Annotated in this window: 21 protein-coding genes; 12 read left to right on the top strand and 9 right to left on the bottom strand. The window is 61.8% G+C overall.

Annotation, left to right across the window (positions count from 1 at the left end):
- Positions 1–17: 17 nt before the first annotated feature.
- Together carB and J4E08_RS06110 are read right to left on the bottom strand one after the other, a co-directional pair.
- A complete protein-coding gene (gene carB / locus J4E08_RS06115; protein WP_349537724.1) occupies positions 18–3,350 on the bottom strand; it encodes a carbamoyl-phosphate synthase large subunit in 3,333 nt (1,110 codons plus the stop codon).
- A gap of 165 nt (positions 3,351–3,515) precedes the next feature.
- A complete protein-coding gene (locus J4E08_RS06110) occupies positions 3,516–3,875 on the bottom strand; it encodes a hypothetical protein (protein WP_349537723.1) in 360 nt (119 codons plus the stop codon).
- 312 nt (positions 3,876–4,187) lie between these two features.
- On the opposite strand from J4E08_RS06110, the gene aspS reads away from it, so the two are divergent.
- On the top strand, positions 4,188–5,969 hold the full coding sequence (gene aspS / locus J4E08_RS06105; protein WP_349537722.1) for an aspartate--tRNA ligase: 1,782 nt from the start codon (positions 4,188–4,190) through the stop codon (positions 5,967–5,969).
- A gap of 58 nt (positions 5,970–6,027) precedes the next feature.
- Here aspS and J4E08_RS06100 read toward each other — a convergent pair whose 3' ends face one another.
- From J4E08_RS06100 to J4E08_RS06090, 3 genes are all read right to left on the bottom strand, one after another.
- Positions 6,028–6,267, bottom strand: a complete 240-nt coding sequence (locus J4E08_RS06100) for a hypothetical protein (RefSeq protein ID WP_349537721.1) — start codon at positions 6,265–6,267, stop codon at positions 6,028–6,030.
- Positions 6,268–6,464: 197 nt separating this feature from the next.
- Complete coding sequence (locus J4E08_RS06095; RefSeq protein ID WP_349537720.1) at positions 6,465–6,941, bottom strand: hemerythrin domain-containing protein; 477 nt, start codon at positions 6,939–6,941, stop codon at positions 6,465–6,467.
- Positions 6,942–7,399: 458 nt separating this feature from the next.
- Positions 7,400–8,116 (bottom strand): response regulator, encoded by a 717-nt coding sequence (locus J4E08_RS06090; RefSeq protein ID WP_183962653.1) that lies wholly within the window; start codon positions 8,114–8,116, stop codon positions 7,400–7,402.
- A gap of 223 nt (positions 8,117–8,339) precedes the next feature.
- On the opposite strand from J4E08_RS06090, the gene mce reads away from it, so the two are divergent.
- Together mce and J4E08_RS06080 are read left to right on the top strand one after the other, a co-directional pair.
- Positions 8,340–8,744 (top strand): methylmalonyl-CoA epimerase, encoded by a 405-nt coding sequence (gene mce / locus J4E08_RS06085; RefSeq protein ID WP_349537719.1) that lies wholly within the window; start codon positions 8,340–8,342, stop codon positions 8,742–8,744.
- On the top strand, positions 8,744–9,034 hold the full coding sequence (locus J4E08_RS06080; protein ID WP_349537718.1) for a DUF1467 family protein: 291 nt from the start codon (positions 8,744–8,746) through the stop codon (positions 9,032–9,034). The genes mce and J4E08_RS06080 overlap by 1 nt, the downstream gene beginning before the upstream one ends.
- Before the next feature lie 40 nt (positions 9,035–9,074).
- Here J4E08_RS06080 and J4E08_RS06075 read toward each other — a convergent pair whose 3' ends face one another.
- Both J4E08_RS06075 and J4E08_RS06070 read right to left on the bottom strand, forming a co-directional pair.
- On the bottom strand, positions 9,075–9,767 hold the full coding sequence (locus tag J4E08_RS06075) for an EI24 domain-containing protein (RefSeq protein ID WP_349537717.1): 693 nt from the start codon (positions 9,765–9,767) through the stop codon (positions 9,075–9,077).
- Entirely contained in the window at positions 9,764–10,342 is a 579-nt protein-coding gene (locus J4E08_RS06070; RefSeq protein ID WP_349537716.1) for a nitroreductase family protein, read from the bottom strand. The genes J4E08_RS06075 and J4E08_RS06070 overlap by 4 nt, the downstream gene beginning before the upstream one ends.
- 101 nt (positions 10,343–10,443) lie before the next feature.
- On the opposite strand from J4E08_RS06070, the gene J4E08_RS06065 reads away from it, so the two are divergent.
- A complete protein-coding gene (locus J4E08_RS06065) occupies positions 10,444–10,698 on the top strand; it encodes a DUF167 domain-containing protein (RefSeq protein ID WP_183962648.1) in 255 nt (84 codons plus the stop codon).
- A 7-nt stretch (positions 10,699–10,705) separates the two neighbouring features.
- Here J4E08_RS06065 and J4E08_RS06060 read toward each other — a convergent pair whose 3' ends face one another.
- The gene (locus tag J4E08_RS06060; RefSeq protein WP_183962647.1) at positions 10,706–10,936 is read right to left on the bottom strand and encodes a DUF8831 family protein; all 231 of its coding nucleotides are present in this window, start codon (positions 10,934–10,936) and stop codon (positions 10,706–10,708) included.
- A 136-nt stretch (positions 10,937–11,072) separates the two neighbouring features.
- Here J4E08_RS06060 and J4E08_RS06055 point away from each other — a divergent pair, with 136 nt between their 5' ends.
- The 8 genes from J4E08_RS06055 (at position 11,073) to J4E08_RS06020 (ending at position 17,135) form a co-directional block, all read left to right on the top strand.
- Positions 11,073–11,801 carry a M48 family metallopeptidase gene (locus J4E08_RS06055; protein WP_349537715.1) on the top strand — a complete coding sequence of 243 codons (729 nt, stop codon included), beginning with the start codon at positions 11,073–11,075 and terminating at the stop codon, positions 11,799–11,801.
- 95 nt (positions 11,802–11,896) lie between these two features.
- Positions 11,897–12,166, top strand: a complete 270-nt coding sequence (locus J4E08_RS06050) for a DUF6455 family protein (RefSeq protein ID WP_349537714.1) — start codon at positions 11,897–11,899, stop codon at positions 12,164–12,166.
- The gene (locus J4E08_RS06045; protein WP_349537713.1) at positions 12,159–12,449 is read left to right on the top strand and encodes a DUF6455 family protein; all 291 of its coding nucleotides are present in this window, start codon (positions 12,159–12,161) and stop codon (positions 12,447–12,449) included. Before J4E08_RS06050 ends, J4E08_RS06045 begins: the two co-directional genes overlap by 8 nt.
- A gap of 406 nt (positions 12,450–12,855) precedes the next feature.
- A complete protein-coding gene (locus J4E08_RS06040; protein ID WP_349537712.1) occupies positions 12,856–13,380 on the top strand; it encodes a hypothetical protein in 525 nt (174 codons plus the stop codon).
- Positions 13,381–13,463: 83 nt separating this feature from the next.
- Positions 13,464–14,678, top strand: coding sequence for a glutathionylspermidine synthase family protein (locus tag J4E08_RS06035; RefSeq protein ID WP_349537711.1), 1,215 nt, complete (start codon positions 13,464–13,466; stop codon positions 14,676–14,678).
- Positions 14,679–14,719: 41 nt separating this feature from the next.
- Positions 14,720–15,301, top strand: a complete 582-nt coding sequence (locus tag J4E08_RS06030; RefSeq protein ID WP_349537710.1) for a DUF1190 domain-containing protein — start codon at positions 14,720–14,722, stop codon at positions 15,299–15,301.
- Positions 15,302–15,558: 257 nt separating this feature from the next.
- Positions 15,559–16,029 (top strand): MarR family winged helix-turn-helix transcriptional regulator, encoded by a 471-nt coding sequence (locus tag J4E08_RS06025; protein ID WP_183962640.1) that lies wholly within the window; start codon positions 15,559–15,561, stop codon positions 16,027–16,029.
- Positions 16,026–17,135 (top strand): FUSC family protein, encoded by a 1,110-nt coding sequence (locus J4E08_RS06020; RefSeq protein ID WP_349537709.1) that lies wholly within the window; start codon positions 16,026–16,028, stop codon positions 17,133–17,135. The genes J4E08_RS06025 and J4E08_RS06020 overlap by 4 nt, the downstream gene beginning before the upstream one ends.
- Here the strand turns inward: J4E08_RS06020 and J4E08_RS06015 are convergent.
- Entirely contained in the window at positions 17,132–18,079 is a 948-nt protein-coding gene (locus J4E08_RS06015) for a LysR family transcriptional regulator (protein WP_349537708.1), read from the bottom strand. The genes J4E08_RS06020 and J4E08_RS06015 overlap by 4 nt on opposite strands.
- Positions 18,080–18,245: the final 166 nt, after the last annotated feature.

Genomic DNA, 18,245 nt, shown 5'->3' with positions numbered 1-18,245 from the left:
TCAGCCCGGCATTTTGTTTATCCCTGCAGTGACTTCACCACCAGTTCGCCTTCTTCACGGGCCTTCATGGCCATTGCTGCGGCATGGGCGCCTGCGGCAGTCGTGAAGTAGGGGATCTTGTCATACAGCGCGACGGAGCGGATTTCGCGGGAATCCTCCACAGAGGCCGCGCCTTCGGTGGTGTTCAGGACCAGTTGAATGCCGCCGTCTTTCATCAGATCGACGATGTTCGGGCGCCCTTCGTAGACCTTTTTGACCGTGGTGCAGGGAATGCCCTGCTCTTTCAGGAAAGCCGCCGTGCCGCTGGTGGCGTTCAGCGTAAAGCCAAGCGCCGAAAGCGTCTGCGCCGCTTCGATCATCATCGGACCTTTGTCATCGTCCTTGATGGAGATGAAGACCGCCCCTGTGGTCGGCAGGTCGATGCCCGCGCCCATCTGCGCCTTCAGGAAGGCACGCGGGAAGGATTTGTCCCAGCCCATGACTTCGCCCGTAGAGCGCATTTCCGGGCCGAGGATCGTGTCCACGCCGGGGAAGCGGGCGAAGGGCAGCACGGCTTCCTTCACCGAGAACCACGGCATGTTCGGGTCGGCCAGCGTCATCGGGTCCGCCATCGGCACGTCGGTGTCGTAGTCGGTCGCTTCGGCGTGGGGGGCGCGCATGGGGAAGGCGGAGAGCTTTTCGCCCGCCATGAGACGCGCCGCGATGGAGGCGATGGCGCTGTCCGTCGCCTTTGCCACGAAGGGCACGGTGCGGGATGCGCGCGGGTTGACCTCGATCAGGTAGATTTCGCCGTCCTTGATGGCGAACTGGACGTTCATCAGGCCGACCACGTTGAGCGCCTTGGCCAGCGCGCGGGTCTGGACTTCGATCTCGGCGAGGATGTCCTTGGACAGCGAATAGGGCGGCAGCGAGCACGCGGAGTCGCCGGAGTGTACGCCCGCCTCTTCGATGTGCTGCATGATGCCCGCGACGTGTACGTCGGTGCCGTCACACAGTGCGTCCACGTCCAGCTCCACCGCGCCGGACAGATAGCTGTCGAGCAGCACCGGGCTGTCGCCGGAGACCACGACGGCCTCCGCGATGTAGCGTTTCAGGTGGTCCATATCGCGCACGATTTCCATGGCGCGCCCCCCCAGCACATAGGAGGGGCGGATCACCAGCGGGAAGCCGATCTGCTCGGCGATCTTCAGTGCCTCGGCGTCGGTGGAGGCGATGCCGTTCTTTGGCTGCTTCAGACCCAACTTGTTGACAAGGTTGAGGAACCGGTCGCGGTCTTCGGCAAGGTCAATGCTGTCAGGCGAGGTGCCAAGGATCGGGATGCCTTCTTCCTCCAGCGCGTTGGCCAGCTTCAGCGGGGTCTGGCCGCCGAACTGAACGATGACACCGTGCAGCGTGCCGTTCTGCTGCTCGACGCGCAGGATTTCCATGACGTGCTCGAACGTCAGCGGCTCAAAGTACAACCGGTCAGAGGTGTCGTAGTCGGTGGACACGGTCTCCGGGTTGCAGTTGATCATGATGGTTTCGTAGCCCTGATCGCTCAGCGCGAAACAGGCGTGACAGCAGCAATAATCGAACTCGATGCCCTGACCGATCCGGTTCGGTCCACCGCCCAGCACGACGACCTTCTTGCGATCAGACGGACGCGCCTCGCATTCCACCTCGCCCATCATGGGTTCTTCGTAGGTGGAATACATGTAGGGGGTCTGCGCCTCGAACTCGGCGGCACAGGTGTCGATGCGTTTGAACACGGCGTTCACGCCAAGGTTCTGACGGGCGCGGCGCACCTGTCCTTCTTCGCGGCCCGTGAGTTCAGCCAGACGCGCGTCGGTGAAGCCCATCATTTTCAGGTCACGCAGCGCGTCTTCGGTCACGGGCAAACCATTCTTGCGAATGCCTTCCTCGGCTTCGACGATCTCGCGCAGGCGGTCGAGGAACCACGGATCGTAGGACGTGACGCCCTGGATTTCGTCGTTGGTCAGGCCGTGGCGCATGGCTTGCGCGATGGTACGCAGGCGGTCGGGAGTGGCCTCGGACAGCGCCTTGATGACGGCGGATTTTTCCGGCGCGCCGGGGATGTCCACCTCGTTGAAACCCGTCAGACCGGATTCCATCGAGGCCAGCGCCTTTTGCATGGATTCGTGGATCGTGCGGCCAATGGCCATGGTCTCGCCCACGGACTTCATTGCCGTGGTCAGCTTTGGCTCGGAGCCGGGGAATTTCTCGAAGGCGAACTTCGGGATCTTCGTGACGACGTAGTCGATGGTCGGCTCGAAGGAGGCCGGCGTGACCTTGGTGATGTCGTTGTCCAGCTCGTCGAGCGTATAGCCCACGGCGAGCTTGGCCGCGATCTTGGCAATCGGGAAGCCGGTGGCCTTGGACGCCAGCGCAGAGGAGCGGGAAACGCGCGGGTTCATCTCGATCACGACCATGCGGCCGTTTTCCGGATTCACCGCCCACTGTACGTTGGAGCCGCCGGTTTCGACGCCGATCTCACGCAACACGGCAATCGAGGCCGTGCGCATCATCTGGTATTCCTTGTCGGTCAGCGTCAGCGCCGGGGCAACGGTGATCGAATCACCGGTGTGCACGCCCATGGGGTCGACGTTTTCGATGGCGCAGACGATGATCGCGTTGTCCGCCTTGTCACGGACGACTTCCATCTCGAATTCTTTCCAGCCCAGCAGGGATTCGTCCACGAGGATCTGGTTCACCGGGGAGGCGTCCATGCCCGAGCGGCAATAATGGATGTAATCCTCGCGGTTGTAGGCCACGCCACCGCCGGTGCCACCGAGGGTAAAGGCCGGACGGATGATCGCGGGCAGACCCACATAATCCAGCGTTTCCAGCGCCTTGGCGACGCCAGCATCCAGATCGGCCTTGCCGTCCACTTTCTTGGGCGCGGTGACGATGGTGGCCTTGGGGTTTTCGAGGCCGAGACGGTCCATCGCCTCGCGGAACAGCTTGCGGTCTTCGGCCATTTCGATGGCCTCACGCTTCGCGCCGATCATCTCGACGCCGTATTTTTCCAGTACGCCCATCTCTTCGAGTGCGAGGGAGGTGTTCAGACCCGTCTGGCCGCCCATGGTGGGCAGCAGCGCGTCGGGACGTTCCTTTTCGATGATCTTGGCGACCATCTCGGGCGTGATCGGCTCGATATAGGTGGCATCGGCCAGACCGGGATCGGTCATGATCGTCGCCGGGTTCGAGTTCACGAGGATGACGCGGTAGCCTTCTTCGCGGAGCGCCTTGCACGCTTGTGCGCCGGAGTAGTCAAACTCGCAGGCCTGTCCGATGACAATGGGACCAGCGCCGATGATCATGATGGACTTGATATCGGTACGTTTGGGCATGGGAGGACCTCTTCGTCAACACGGCAGGGGGCATCGGGCGCATGACTATCCGTCACCGCCCAAATTGTCGTGCGTTATAGAGATCGCAAGGTCGGGTTCAACCCCTCAAAGCGGTCAATCGAAGGCGGCGGGCGGTCGCCCGGCGTGCCACGCCTTTGCGCAACGTCAGGCGCGGCGCAGCAAACGCCTCAGCAGACCGCGTCCGGGGGCCGGATTGGACAGGACAGAAGGATCTGGCGCAGCCGGGTCTACAGAGCGCTGCGCTGGCTCCCGGAGCGGATCGTCCGGGGCATACATTTGCCGTGGTGGCACTGAGGTGGCGCGCAGTTCCGCGGCTGCGGGGCGGTTCCATCTTGGGGTGTCCGCAGTTTTCACCGCGCCCGGACGCTCGGAGGACGCAGAACTGCGGGGCGGGCTGGGGTCGACACTGTACTCCTCGACAAGGGAATGGATGATGTCGAGCGCTTCGGCCGTCAAACCGGGGCCGGGTGTACCTTGAATGAGGTTGGCAGGTCGGCGTTTCATTGGAAAAACTCTGCAATAGATTAAAAACTATACAAAAGGGTAATAGTTAATTGGGGCGGCTTTGCGGCAGCGCCCGTGTGATGGAGGTGGTCTTGTCAAACTCACGACAAAGGATCGCCTGTCAGCGCCCTTTATGGCGAGTGCGCCTGAAAACCTCGCCAGCAGCCTCGGGTCCCCGACGCATCCAATGGGCTGTTCCACGTCCGACCGAGCGTCATTTGCGGTAAATTCGGGCTGTTCGCTTGACTTCACCCCCACGGCACGGTGTATCCGCGCGTGACCGAGCCATTCCCTTTTCAAAGGTGAGAAATCATGCACGCCTATCGCAGCCATACCTGTGTTGACCTGACCAAGGCCAACGTGGGCGAAACCGTTCGCCTCTCCGGTTGGGTTCACCGCATCCGCGATCACGGTGGCATCCTGTTCATCGACCTGCGCGACCATTATGGCACGACGCAGGTTCTGTGCGACCCCGACAGCCCGGTGTTTGCCGAGGTCGAGAAGGTCCGCTCCGAATGGTGTATCCGCATCGACGGCACCGTAAAGGCGCGTGATGCCGAGCTGGTGAACAGCAAACTGCCCACCGGCGAAATCGAAGTTTTCGTCCGTGACCTCGAGGTGCTGGGCAAATCCGATGAGCTGCCGCTGATCGTGTTCGGCGACCAGGAGTACCCGGAAGAAACCCGCCTGAAGTACCGCTATCTCGACCTGCGCCGCGAGGCGATGCAGAAGAACATGACCCTGCGCTCGGACGTTGTGGCGTCTATGCGTAAACGCATGTGGGATCGGAACTTCCGCGAATTCCAGACGCCGATCATCACGGCCTCCTCCCCCGAGGGCGCGCGCGACTTCCTCGTGCCGTCGCGTCTGCACCCGGGCAAATTCTACGCGCTGCCGCAGGCGCCGCAGCAGTTCAAGCAGCTGATCATGGTGTCGGGCTTCGACAAGTATTTCCAGATCGCACCCTGCTTCCGCGACGAAGATCCGCGCGCCGACCGTTCACCGACCGATTTCTACCAGCTCGACCTTGAGATGTCCTTTGTCGAGCAGCAGGACGTGTTCGACACGATTGCCCCGGTGATCGCAGGCGTCTTCGAAGAATTCGGCGAAGGCAAAAAGGTCGACGCGCCGCATGAGTGGCCGCAGATCCCCTACAAGGAAGCGGCGCTGAAGTACGGCACCGACAAGCCTGACCTGCGCAACCCGATCGAGATGCAGGACGTTTCCGAGCACTTCCGCGGCTCCGGCTTTGCGATCTTTGCCAAGCTGCTGGAGCAGGATGGCACCGAGATCCGCGCCATCCCCGCCCCCACCGGCGGCTCGCGCAAGTTCTGTGACCGGATGAACTCCTGGGCGCAGAAAGAGGGCCTGCCGGGGATGGGCTACATCTTCTGGCGCGATCAGGGCGACGGTATGGAAGCCGCCGGTCCGCTGGCCAAGAACATCGGCCCCGAGCGCACCGAAGCGATCCGCGAACAGCTGGGCCTTGGCGTGGGCGACGCGGCGTTCTTCCTTGGTGGCAAGCCTGCGTCCTTCACCAAGGTTGCCGGCCGTGCGCGCGACGTGCTGGGCCACGAACTGAAGCTGATCGACGAAAACCGCTTTGCCTTTGCATGGATCGTGGACTTCCCGATCTACGAAAAAGACGAGGAAACCGGCGCGATTGACTTTGAACACAACCCGTTCTCCATGCCGCAAGGCGGGATGGATGCGCTGATGGGTGATCCGCTGGAGGTCAAAGGCTACCAGTACGATCTGGCCTGCAACGGCTACGAGCTGGTTTCCGGCGCGATCCGGAACCACAAGCCTGACCTGATGCTCAAGGCGTTCGAGATCGCGGGCTACGGTGCCGATGAGGTGAAGAACCGGTTTGGCGCGCTGTTCAGCGCCTTCCATTTCGGCGCCCCGCCGCACGGTGGTTGTGCTGCGGGCATCGACCGGATCACCATGTTGCTGGCTGGCACATCGAACATCCGCGAAGTCATCATGTTCCCGATGAACCAGCGTGCCGAGGATCTGATGATGAACGCGCCCTCTGATCCGTCGTCGGATCAGATGATGGAACTTGGGCTGCGCGTGATCCCGCAGGAATAAACGCGAAGTTGAGATCGAGCTATCGGGGCGGCCTTCGGGTCGCCCTTTTTCGTCGAGATCAGTGCAGGGCGAGCAAATCGGCAGCGACCGCGCCGGGGCCAAGCGCGACCGCGCCGAGCGCCACAATCACCGTGGCCGATCCGATGATGAAAAAGCGCATCGCCCGTTCCCGGCGGACCACAACGGTTGGCGAAAGCTCGCGCCAGAGCACCCGTTTTACCATCAATTTGCCGATCTGCATAAAGCTGACAAAGCCGAAGATCGCCAGTGTCATCAAAAGTGCTGCATCAGTTGCCATTGCAAAAGCCTCCGCTGGCGCGTTCCACCCATACCACCTAGGATTGAGGAGAACTGTGGCGCAATCGCGGCAGACTGCTACGCAAATAGCAAAAATTTAACGAAAATTCGGGTCTGAAACGACAAACGCCGCCCCGGGAAACCGAAGGCGGCGTATGAGAGGCCCCGTGCAAAAGCCCCCTGCCAGAAAATGTCAGCTCAATCTTCGAGCGAATCTTCTTTCTTCTTCTCAATCAGGCCAGACTCTTCTTCCTTACGCTTAAGGAAGCGTTCGCCATAGCCTTTGATTTCGCCATCGTCGATAACTTTTTTGGCGCGGGTGAAGACTTCGTCTTCTTCCTCGTCAATGTGGTGCAGGTAGTCGTGCTGCAACGTCTTGAATTTGTTCAGCCAACCAGAGGAAGACATATCCATCTCGTTGAGCTCTTCCATCAAGTCGTCAAGTTGCTGGTGCTCGTGCACCGAGTGACGCGCACTGTCCTGGCCCCATGTTTCGGAGATCAGTTTGGAGTAAAACGTCTCTTCCTCAGCAGCGGCGTGGGCTTTTACGTCGTGGTAGAATTCGTCCCACGCCTTTTTGCGCGTATCGGAAGCGCCGGAGGTGTCTTCGATGGTGGACAACAGCTCGCGGTGGCGATCATGGTCCGATGTGATGGCACTGTAGATATCGGTCATTTGTGTCCCTTGGCTTATCACTGGCTAGGCCCTGCGCGCCTTGATTTGCGCGGTTTCGCCGAGGTAACGCGGGTCCGCCGGGAAGGTTCCGCCGAATTTCGATTTTCCTGTAAGCGGCGCGGCGCGCCAGAGGGTATCGACAGGTTCATGCCTTCCTAGGCGGCTCAACTTCAGAAACACCAATGAGCGCAAATTCGTCGAGATCGCACCAGGGCCGAGCTTGCCGCCGTTGCGGCAAGAAGCCCGACGACAGTGGCTGGCCGCGCTGCTGTCCGCGAAAAGCCACAGACAACCTGCGCGCCGAGACGCAATCTGCTGGCGATTGTGAACGGCGGGCAGGCCACCCTGCGCTGCACGCCGGATATAAATCTGCCCTTTTTGCCTGTCTCAGCATCGACGAGTGGGACAGGCATGCCGGGCAAAATCACATCCCAGACGGATCAGGGGATCAACTCGGCTCAGATGGCGACCCGATCAGCCAGTCGATCTTGGACCAATGACGCAACGCGGGCGATGGTCGGCTGTGTGGGCTTACCTGTTCGCCGTGCGCTGGCGAGGTCCTCGGCTGCTTTTTGCAGCGCGCCGTCGCCAGCGCTGCGCGCGACCCCAGCAAGAAATTGCGTCACGTAGCGCAGCGATCGCTCATTCTCCTGGTCGACCAGCACTTCCGCCGCATGGGCCATGTCGTCGCGATAGGCCATGGGATCGGGCAAAATCGGCTCATCGGTTACAAGTCGCGGGCCGGTAGGACGACGTTCCGGCGGCAATCCGGCAAGGATCGTGTTCTGGAAGTGGGAAACCGACGACACAGGTTTTGCCAGAAATCCGTCGGCCCCGGCAGCAAGCGCCACCTCTTCGGAAAAGCTGTCGCCAGAGGTGCCGATGACAACATCCACACGAGGGCACGCCACGGTGAGTTCAGAGATCAGCTCCGCCCCGGAACCGTCTGGCAGTCCGAGATCGACGATCACGACAGACGGCCGATAGACCTGCAAATGACGACGCGCGGATTTCAAACAGTCGGCGCGTCGGATGCGTGCGCCGGAGCGCAGGCAAAGCAGCCGCATGGCGTCACAGGCGTAGCGACTGTCCTCGACAACAAGAACGGTCAGGCCCAGCAGGGGCCGTGTCGTGGTGGGCCGCAGGTGCGCGGCAAGGTGTGAATTCGTGTCCATCTTTCCCTCCAGGCGGTGTGTCTCTTGCGAGTCGCAGCCATGATGCGGCCTGTCAGATGAACAACGCGTTAAGGTTGATATTCGCTAAGGAGGCGGTTGCACGGCGGTGATACATTTCCTTAATGCCTGAACCGGTGAGGGCTGCTGTGTCGCGGCCCCCTGCCCTTGCCCCCTGCCCATTGACGAGGCCATATAGCCCGCAACAGGACAGAGGAGAGTTGTCATGATCGGACGCCTAAATCATGTGGCCATCGCCGTGCCCGACCTTGAAGCCGCCGCAGACCAGTATCGCACCGCGCTCGGCGCGAATGTCGGCGCGCCGCAGGACGAGCCGGATCATGGCGTGACGGTGATCTTTATCGAGCTGCCCAACACCAAGATCGAGCTGTTGTACCCGCTCGGCGACAACAGCCCCATCACCGCGTTCCTTGAAAAGAACCCGTCCGGCGGCATGCATCATGTCTGCTACGAGGTGGACGACATCATTGCCGCGCGCGACCACCTGAAAGAAACCGGCGCGCGCGTGCTGGGATCAGGCGAACCGAAAATTGGCGCCCATGGAAAGCCTGTATTGTTCCTTCATCCGAAGGATTTCAACGGCTGCCTCGTGGAATTGGAGCAGGTCTGATGGGTGTGACATCGGGCATCGTTCTGTTTGCCGTGATTTGGTTCATGACGTTTCTGTGCGTCATTCCTGTGCGACTGGAAACGCAGGGCGACCGCGGTGAGATCGTGCCGGGCACCCACGCGGGCAGCCCGGAGGTCCACAACCTCAAGCGCAAGGCGTGGATCACCACCGGGATCTCTGTCGTGATCTGGGGAATTCTCGCGTCGATTATCTTGTTCGAGCTGATCTCTGTGCGCGATCTGGACAGATGGATGTTCAACAGGATGGAGCCTCGGGAGATCATCGACTGATACGGCGATCAGGTCGGGGCCAGGCCCCGACCACTGCCGCTCAGGCCTTGTTTGTCAGGCGGTGGAAAACATGCGTAAACGTCGCGGCCCCCAGCACGGGCACCAACAGGTTCACCACCGGCACGGTCAGCGGCAGCGCCATCAGCACGCCGCCGATCCAGATCGTGGCGATGTGGCGTTTCCATAGCTTTTTTGCCTGCACCCGGCCGACACGACGCATGGCCGCAAGGATGAAATACTCTCGCCCCAGCAAGAAGCCGTTCAGCCCCCAGAAGATAAAAGGCGCGAGCGGCGCAAACAGCAGATAAAGCACCAGCGCCACGATGTTGGCCAGCGCCAGCACCCCCAGAAATCCCAAGCCATCCATGATGCTTTCGGAGATCGGGACCTGTTCGGCGCGGCCCAGATGCGGGTAGTGGCGATCTTCGACGGCCTGCGCCACGTCTTCGAGGAACAGACCCGTCACCGCAGAGGCCACAGGCACCATCAGGAAAACCGACAGAACTGCGGTCACCGGCACCATGGCCCAGCTCAAGACATTGTCGACCCATGTAATTTCGCCGATCCACGGGAGGGTGAGGCTGTCACCCACCAACCAGCCCGCGCCCCAGACCAGAAACGCCGCAAAGGCGAAGAGCACCAGCAGCGTAAAGCCGATGCCCTTCGCCAGAACCTTGCGAAACTTGGGATCGTCAAGCTGGCCGATGGCCTTCAGAAACGCGGAAGGGATCATGCGTCAACCCAAGTGGTGATCTGGTCAAGGTCGGGGCGCGGACGATCCGGCGGGGCGCTGCGCTCGGTGCCCAGATGCATGAAGCCCGCGACGGATTCATTCTCTGCCAGCGACAGGGCCTCTGTCACGAAATCGCGGTCATGGCTGGCCCAGCCGGACAGCCAGTTCGCCCCCCAGCCGGATGCCAATGCGGCGTTCAGCAGCGCGAGGCAGACGGCCCCGGCCGAGTAGGTCTGCTCCACCGGCGGCACCTTGTCGGAGGGTTTTTGCACCTCGATCACCGCAACGCACAGCGGGCTATCGCGCCACGTGCTTTTGGCTTTGGCGATGGCGTCTGCGTCCTTGCCCAGCCGCACGCCAGCTTGTTCGGTCGCCTCGGCCATGCGTGTCAGAGCCGCGCCTTCGAGGACGATGAAGCGCCACGGCTCCAGCTTCCCATGGTCTGGCGTGCGGGCGGCGGCGGTCAGCAGGGTTTCCAGCGTGGCGCGGTCAGGCGCGGGTGCGACCAGGGTCTTGGCGGGGCGCGACCGGCGGGTCAGCAGGAAATCCATGGCGGCGGTGTTGGGCGTGGGCAAGGGGCCTCTCCTTCTGGTCTTGTAACGGTATGAAGGGCGTTTGGCGCCCGGATTCAACCGCCAATGTTGCGCAACGTCATTCCGGGTGGTAGCGCAACCCCATGCAAAAGGGTGAATTGTCCGACCTCGCGGTGCCAGGTGCGCTGATTGCCTGCCGCGTGACACCAAAAGCTGCACGCAACGCCATCACGCGCGACGGGGATACGCTGCGCGTCTATGTCACCACGGTGCCAGAGGGCGGCAAAGCGAACGCCGCCGTACAGAAATTACTGGCCAAGGCGTTGGGACTGCCGAAATCGCGTGTGACACTGGTGCGGGGCGAGACCGCGCGGGACAAGCAGTTTCGGATCGACTGAGCCGCGCCTAGTCCTCGCGCCGATACAATCCCTCAGGCAAGTTTACCGCCGCGACGAGATCCTGCATCTGGCTGATGCTGAGGGTGACGGACATCTCCCTGTCGGTGCGTGGGTCGTATTGCACGACGGTTACGCATTCTTCGAAGGACGTGATGATCACATCCTCCTGCAGGGGCGCTTTGCCTTCGTCGACGAGGGTGACAACGGTGGCGTCAAATTCGTGCTCTATGCTGAACATGACGGAATCGTAGCGCGCCTTGCTGCGGAGCGAAACCACAAACGGCGGTCTGTCGCTTTTGTGTAGCACGATGGCTGGCGCGACATGCGAGGGCCGCCTATGCTGAACTCAACACTTTGACGATTTGGGACATTCAATGAGATTCTCTCCCCTGCGCCTGCTGGCCGCCTTGTCGCTGTCTGCCGTGACCCTTGCGGGCTGTGCCGTGCCGTCCGCGAACATGCCTGTGCCCTCGCCGATGAGCAGCGACGCCAGCCCGGCGCAGTTGCGCGCCAATGACGCCGCCCGGCAATTCGTTCAGGTGGTGGAGACCGTGGAACCAGTGGCTGAACAACTGTGCCGGTCGCAGACACGCGGGGTGAATTGCGACTTTCAGATCGTGGTGGATGACCGGCTGAATCAGCCGCCGAACGCGTTTCAGACGGTGGACAGTTTCGGCCGCCCGATCCTCGCCTTTAACCTCGGGTTGATCAATTCGGTGCGCAATGCCGACGAGCTGGCCTTTGTCATGGGGCATGAGGCTGCGCATCACATCGAAAGCCACCTGACCAAAACGCGCGAGACTGCAACGCTTGGCGCGGTCATCTTTGCCGGGACGGCCGCCGTGATGGGCGCGGATGTGGAGGTTATCCGCAATGCGGAGCAGATGGGGGCCGCCGTGGGCGCACGCACCTATTCCAAGGATTTCGAGCTTGAGGCCGACCAGCTCGGCACCATCATTGCGCACCGTGCGGGCTATGATCCGGTGCGCGGGGCAGCCTTCTTCAGCCGCATTCCCGACCCGGGCAACCGTTTCCTTGGCTCTCACCCGCCCAACGCCGCGCGGATGGAGATCGTGCGCCGCACGGCGGCGAAACTGCAATAGACCAGCCCTCGCGCCTGTTGACCTGAATCAAAGCGGCACATGGCGTCATCCCCTAGGTTGTGATCACCAACAGGACACATCAAGGGAGTGGCGCCATGCAAAGCCCAGCCGTTTTGAAGAAACATGCAGAGCTCGTCGACCGAATGGCCACCGCACAGGGCATCGACCTTGAAGAGCAGATGATGCGCGGGCGGGTGACCACCCCCGATCTTGCCGACGCCGTGCTGCGCTGCACTGGCTGTTCCAACCCCGAACACTGTCGCTCCTGGCTTGCCAGTCAACAGCGCGTCGCACAGGGCACCCCGGACTATTGCCGCAACACCGAGATGCTGGATGACTTGCGCAAGGCGTTGGATCATGGCTGACGGGACCGCGCATCCGCCCGTGCTGGGGGCGGAAATCGATCATTACTGGCTGGTGCAGCGCATGGCCAAGGCGACGGGCGTGGACCTCGTGCGGGCCATGGATGCCGGCGTGCTGGACCACAGCCACTGGGCCGACATCGTTACGCGCTGCCGTGGTTGCCAATGGGCCGAAGGCTGCGATCACTGGCTGGCCACCCCCTCGGAGGACACGCGCGCCCTGCCCGAACCTTGCCTCAACCGCGACCGTTTGGCCGGGCTGAAGGACAAGCTGCGGGACATCTGAGCGGGCGCAGAGGCCCGGCGGTCCAAGCGGTATTTACCCGCTGCCTGGCGGGCACCCTTAATGTCAACTTGGCCGACACGCTCGGGTAAGGGTCCGTCGGTCAAGAACAGCCACGCACAAATGCTCCCGCTGTTTCGGCGGCGCATGGGTAGACGCATGTGAGCACTGGCCATCGTCCAAAACCGGGGACCATGCCGCACCGCTGCAACGCGACGGAAGTGGCTTGAGTGAAGAGCCACCGGATCAGATGAAGCGTCCTGCCCCCCTCTAATGTGGCCGAATGTACCATCCGGGCCGCCGCAGGTGCTCTTTTGGGAAGGGGTCCGAGGCTTGCATTCCTCGGCTGATGTGAGAGATGTCGTGGCCCAGTCCCCCGTCCAGCAAAAGTTGGGAACCGAGAGCCGCCATGCCCCAGACCGACCTTCTCAAGACCGACTGCTCGAAATGCGCGGCGCTGTGTTGCCTCGCGCTGGCGTTCGACAAGGGCAAAGATTTCGCATTTGACAAGAACCCTGGCGAACCATGCCGCAATCTTTCGGGGCATCTTTGTACGATCCATGACAGGCTGACCGAAAAAGGCATGCCGGGCTGCGTGGCATACGACTGTCTGGGCGCGGGCAATCGTGTGGTTCAGGAGGTCTTTGCCGGACAATCGTGGCAGACACAGCCGCACCTGACGCGCCTGATGATGGAAGCGTTTTCGGGGATGCGCGAGGTTCACAAGCGCATCGACCTGCTGCGCGCCGCCGGGACAGCGGCCCTGCCAGCCAACGACGAAGAGACCCGGCAGGCGCTGCTGAACCGGCTGGAACAGACCACCTGGAGCGGGCCAGAACTGAACGCGTTCGAGGTCGGGCTGGCGCTGGAAATCGACATCTTTGTCTACACGATCCTGGAGCATCTGCCGTTTGATGCCTTCGCAGAGGCCTGACTGACCTGGGCTGAAATGCTGCGCGCGTCTGGTGGCGGCCACCATGAGTGCTTATATCAAGCGAGAAAACTCAGGAGCTATTGATGCAAAAAACATCCCTGCCCGAACGCCCGCATTGGCGGGAGCATGCCAGGGAGGTGGGCTTTACCTTTGCCGACATGCATGGGGAGCCTTACTGGGATGAATCCTCGGCCTACGCATTCTCGCTTGAGCAAATAGAGACCGGGTTGGAAGATCCGGCCACCGAGTTGCACAGTATGTGCCGGGAGGCCGTGGCGCACATCCTGACGACCGAAGAGCTGCTGGACAAGCTCGCCATTCCGGAGGCGCATCGCGACCTGATTGCTGACAGCTGGCGCAATAACGACCCAGAGATCTACGGGCGGTTCGATTTCGCCTATGATGGCAAATCGCCTGCCAAGCTTCTTGAATACAACGCTGACACGCCGACATCGCTTTACGAAAGCGCCGCGTTTCAGTGGCAATGGCTTGAGGACCAACTGGCCGCCGGCGTTCTGCCTGAGGGTGCAGACCAGTTCAACGGCATCCACGAAGCCTTGGTGGCGCGGTTCGCAGAGCTGTTCGAGAAGGACAGCAATCTGCATTTCACGGCTGTCGGAGGCAATCCCGAGGATTACGGCACCGTCGAAGCCATGGGCTGGGCCGCCCGCGAAGCCGGGCTGGGGGCGCACTACGCCGACCTCGACAAGATCGGCCTGAGCGACGACGGTCACTTTCTGGATGATCAGGACCGACGCATTGGCGTCTTGTTCAAACTGTATCCGTGGGAAGACCTGCTGCGCGACGATTACGCCGCACATATCGCCGGATCAGGCTGCCTGTTTCTGGAACCGGCCTGGAAAGCTCTGTTGTCGAACAAGGGCCTGTTGCCCGTGCTTTGGCAGATGTTCGAGGGGCACGCAAATCTGCTCCCCGCTTTTTTCGAGGCCGATCTTGAGGATCTCGAGGCCGGGCGCGGCGCGCATGCCGACAGCTTTGCCCGTGCGCAGGCCGAGCTGGAGGCAGGGCACGTGCTGAAGCCGATCCTGTCGCGCGAAGGGGCCTCGGTGTCGATCCTCAAGGCCGGACAGTTGGTCGAACAGTCTGCGAATACCGAGTACGCGGAGCATCCCCGCATCCTGCAGGCCTATGCACCTTTGCCGCAGTTCGACGGGTTTCGGCCCGTGGTCGGCGCATGGATCGTGGGGCAAAGCTGTGTCGGGATCGGTATCCGCGAAGACCGCTCCCGGATCACGCAGGATTTATCCCGCTTCAAACCGCATTATATTACGGCCTGACCGAACGCTCCCCGCCCGCTCTGGCCAAGAAAAGGACTTCCATGACCAAACGTTCCAGACATGTCGCCATCGCAATCCTCGGCGCCGCCGCCTTTACCGTTGCGGGATGCCGCGAAGAGCAGGTCGATGCCGCCGCCTTTCCGGATCTGCAAAGCTGTCAGGATCAGGTTCAACCGGGCGGCATGTTCTCCGCTCAGGATTGCGAAACCGCTTTTGCCGATGCGCAGACCCTGCATGTGGAGTCCGCGCCGCGCTATGACAGCCTGACCGTCTGCGAGGAGCAACATGGCGAAGGGGCCTGCGGGACGGAAGCCGCGGCGACGTCCGGCGGCTCTGGCGGGATCTTCATGCCCCTGCTGGCCGGCTACCTGATGGGGAATATGCTGAGCGGTCGATCCGGCATGGCCGCGTCGCAACCGCTGTATAAGACGTCCGACGGGCGATTTACCAATGCTGCGCGCACCAGCACGTTTTCCAGCAATTCCGGGGCAACCAAGATGGGCACCTCGCAGTTCGTCCGACCGACCTCGACGGCGGGTAAGGCACCCATGTCCCGCGCGACCGCGACGTCGCGTGGCGGCTTCGGCACCACAGGTTCCGGACGCACGGGCTTTGGTGGGTAAACACCTTTCTTTGGCGTGACTTCTTGCAGAGCTCGCGGCTGGCATTTTTGCCCGGTCGCGCCTGCTCGTGCGACGTGGGCGCGCCAGCGGCAGGGATAGCAGTGATTAATACCCGCGCTTGGTGACATGAGGATAGGCATCGTCGCTTCGGTCGCCAACGCGTTGCAGCCATGAAATCTACGCAACTCCGCTCTGCACCGCGCAATCCAAATATGATTTGAATTGCAATGCAATTTAGTTTGCGTCACTCACGGCGCATGTCTGATCAAAACCTTTCCACCCGCGCGCGCTTTGGCCTGCGCTTTTCCCTCGTTGCGCGGCGCTGGCGTCGGGCGCTTGATGCGCATCTCTCGGACTCCGGAGTGACCGGCGCGATCTGGGTGCCGCTTGTCCACCTGCATGAAACCGGCGGAGGGCTCACACAAAAAGCCTTGGCGCTGCTGGTGGGTGTCGACAGTTCAAGCCTTGTGCGGATCATCGACATTCTGTGTCGGGAGGGCCTTGTGGAACGTCGCCCTGATTCCTCGGACGGACGTGCCAAGCTCGTCTACCTGACCGACGCAGGCCAGGACCGGGTGGCCAAGATCCGCGCGGAACTGATTCAGGCGGAGACAGAGATCCTCGCCGATCTGTCTGACGATGAGATCGAAACGATGACAACGCTGATTGGACGCATCGACGCCCGGCTCGTTGCAGCAGAGACCGACCGGAAAGGCACAAAGCCATGAGCACCGCTGCCGCCATTGCCCCGATGGGGCGCCTCGAAGCCTTTCGTCACCTCATGGCCCCCGATCATCTTCGATCCGGCTTCACCGTCGCGAAGCCTGCCTTTTTGCGCAATTCATTGCTGGCGGGCTTTCAAGCGGGTGCAACGAGCGCAATTGCCCTGCCGCTGATTTTGATGTCGCCCGCTGCGCATATGGTGGGATACGCGGCATTGGGTGGGATGGTCGCGCTGTTCGGGCGGTTTGACACGCCTGTGGGACGGGCAAAGGTTGTGGCGCTCGCCGGTTTGACGCAGGTGCTCATGGTTTTGCTCATGAGCCTTGCCTCGCTGTACGCGGAGCCGTTGTTTCAGCTTGGCGCGCTGTCACTGGCGTTTGGCGTGGCCTATTTCATCACCATCAGCGGGCGGTTCGGTCCTCCCGGCGCGCTGATCTTTGCCTTTGCCGGGGGCGCGTCGCTGGCACCTGTAACCGATGTGGCCGTCGCATTCGAACGCACCGCAGCCACGGCGGCGGTCGCCTTGCTGGCCTTCGTGATCTGCGTGGCCACCGACCGATTGCGCCTGCGCCCATCAGCAGAACGTCCTTTGCCCATGGAGCAATTGCGCCCGCTGCGGCATCGCCTGATCGCCTCCGCCCGTATCCTCATTGGCTGTGGAGTGGCGTTGATCGTCAGCCACGCATGGGGGGCAAATCACCCGGTCTGGGCCGGCATGGGGGCGATGGTGGTGCTTCAGGGGCCGTTCCTGAACATCAATATGCACCGTGCCCTGCAAAGGATGGCAGGGGCAGTTGTCGGATCAATGCTCGCGTGGGTCATACTGACACAAGAGCCGTCGGCTTTGACCGTGGTCGCGCTGATCTTTGTTCTGCAAATGCTGACGGAACTGGTGATCGGCGCGAACTACTGGCTTGGCCAGATTTTTGTGACGCCGATGGCGCTCATCATGAGCGACCTTGCTGCGCCCGGTTTGTCCGGGGCAGATCTGGCGTCGGAAAGGGTTCTGGATTCCCTGCTTGGCGTGGTGATCGGCATCGTGGCGGCGGTGATGCTATCGTCCATGGACGACCGACATCATCTGGCGGAACTGAGGGCTGGCGCACGCTAAATCTGTTCCGTGGCAAAGGACGACCCGTTCGGGCTTTGCCGCCAGACCGCTTCCAGCTGATCAAAAAGCGCGGAAACCACGGGCGTATCGCGACGCTCCTCCAACGTCAGCATACCAAGGCAAGCCGGCACGCTCAGATTGTCGCAGACAACGAGGCCAAAGGTCTGGCGTTCGTGCAGCGCGATGGAGTCCCGGCTCAGGCTAAGACCCACGCCGGAGCGGACCATTTCCAGCATCGACGCCTCATGATCCACCAACGCCACGACGTTTTGCGCACATCCATGCTCTGCAAAAATCTTTGACAGAAGGCGATTGTGAACGGATGCGGGCGGCGTCCCGATCCACGGCAGCGCGGCGAGGTCGCGCCACCCTGCCCCCGCAACGCGGCTTTCCCACCCCGGCGGGGCAATGATCCGATACTTGAATTCGGCCAGGCGGCGCACATGCAGAGGCTGCTCTGACGGGAGGGTGTCGAAACCGCCCGCGTCTGACAGGAAGAACCCCGCATCAATTTGATGGCGCTGCACTTTTTCAAGGATCTCACCGCTGACGCCATGCACCAGCGCGGTGGAAATCAGGGGATACACCGCCCCAAGCTGGCTGAGCAGGCGGCCGAGCCGGATGAACGACGGATCGACGATCGTCCCGATCCGCAACGTCCCGGAGACCTGCCCGATCTGCTGGCTGGCGCTGCGACGGAACTCTGACAGGGCGGCCAGCACCTGCTCCGCCTTGGGCAGGATGGCCGTGGCGTCCGGCGTCAGCACCAGGCCACGCGGCGTGCGGGTGAAGAGCGTGAGGCCGATGTCCTCGCTCAGGCGCCTGATCTGATGGCTGACCGCTGGTTGGGTCAGATTCAAAACGTCTGCGGCGCGGGACACGCTGCCCTCACGGGCGACGGTCACAAAGGCCAATATGCTGTTCGGGTTCGACACTCTCTCCATATTACAATCTTTAATATCACGTCTAGAAATTTGTCATTGGAAATGTCTCATTCAGTTTTCTACTCCAGTGTAAGTTGCTGCGCCGGGAGGAGTGCATCAGCCGCATGGATCTCCGCGCCAGCTCGTTCGGAGGACATTTGTGTGCCACCCTCCTGTCGCAGCTGAA

Origin of the sequence: Sagittula sp. NFXS13, assembly GCF_040148795.1 — a bacterium.
Lineage (GTDB): Bacteria > Pseudomonadota > Alphaproteobacteria > Rhodobacterales > Rhodobacteraceae > Sagittula > Sagittula marina.
Note: the sequence above shows the minus strand (reverse complement) of the source record. Positions and strands in the feature narration are given on the sequence as shown.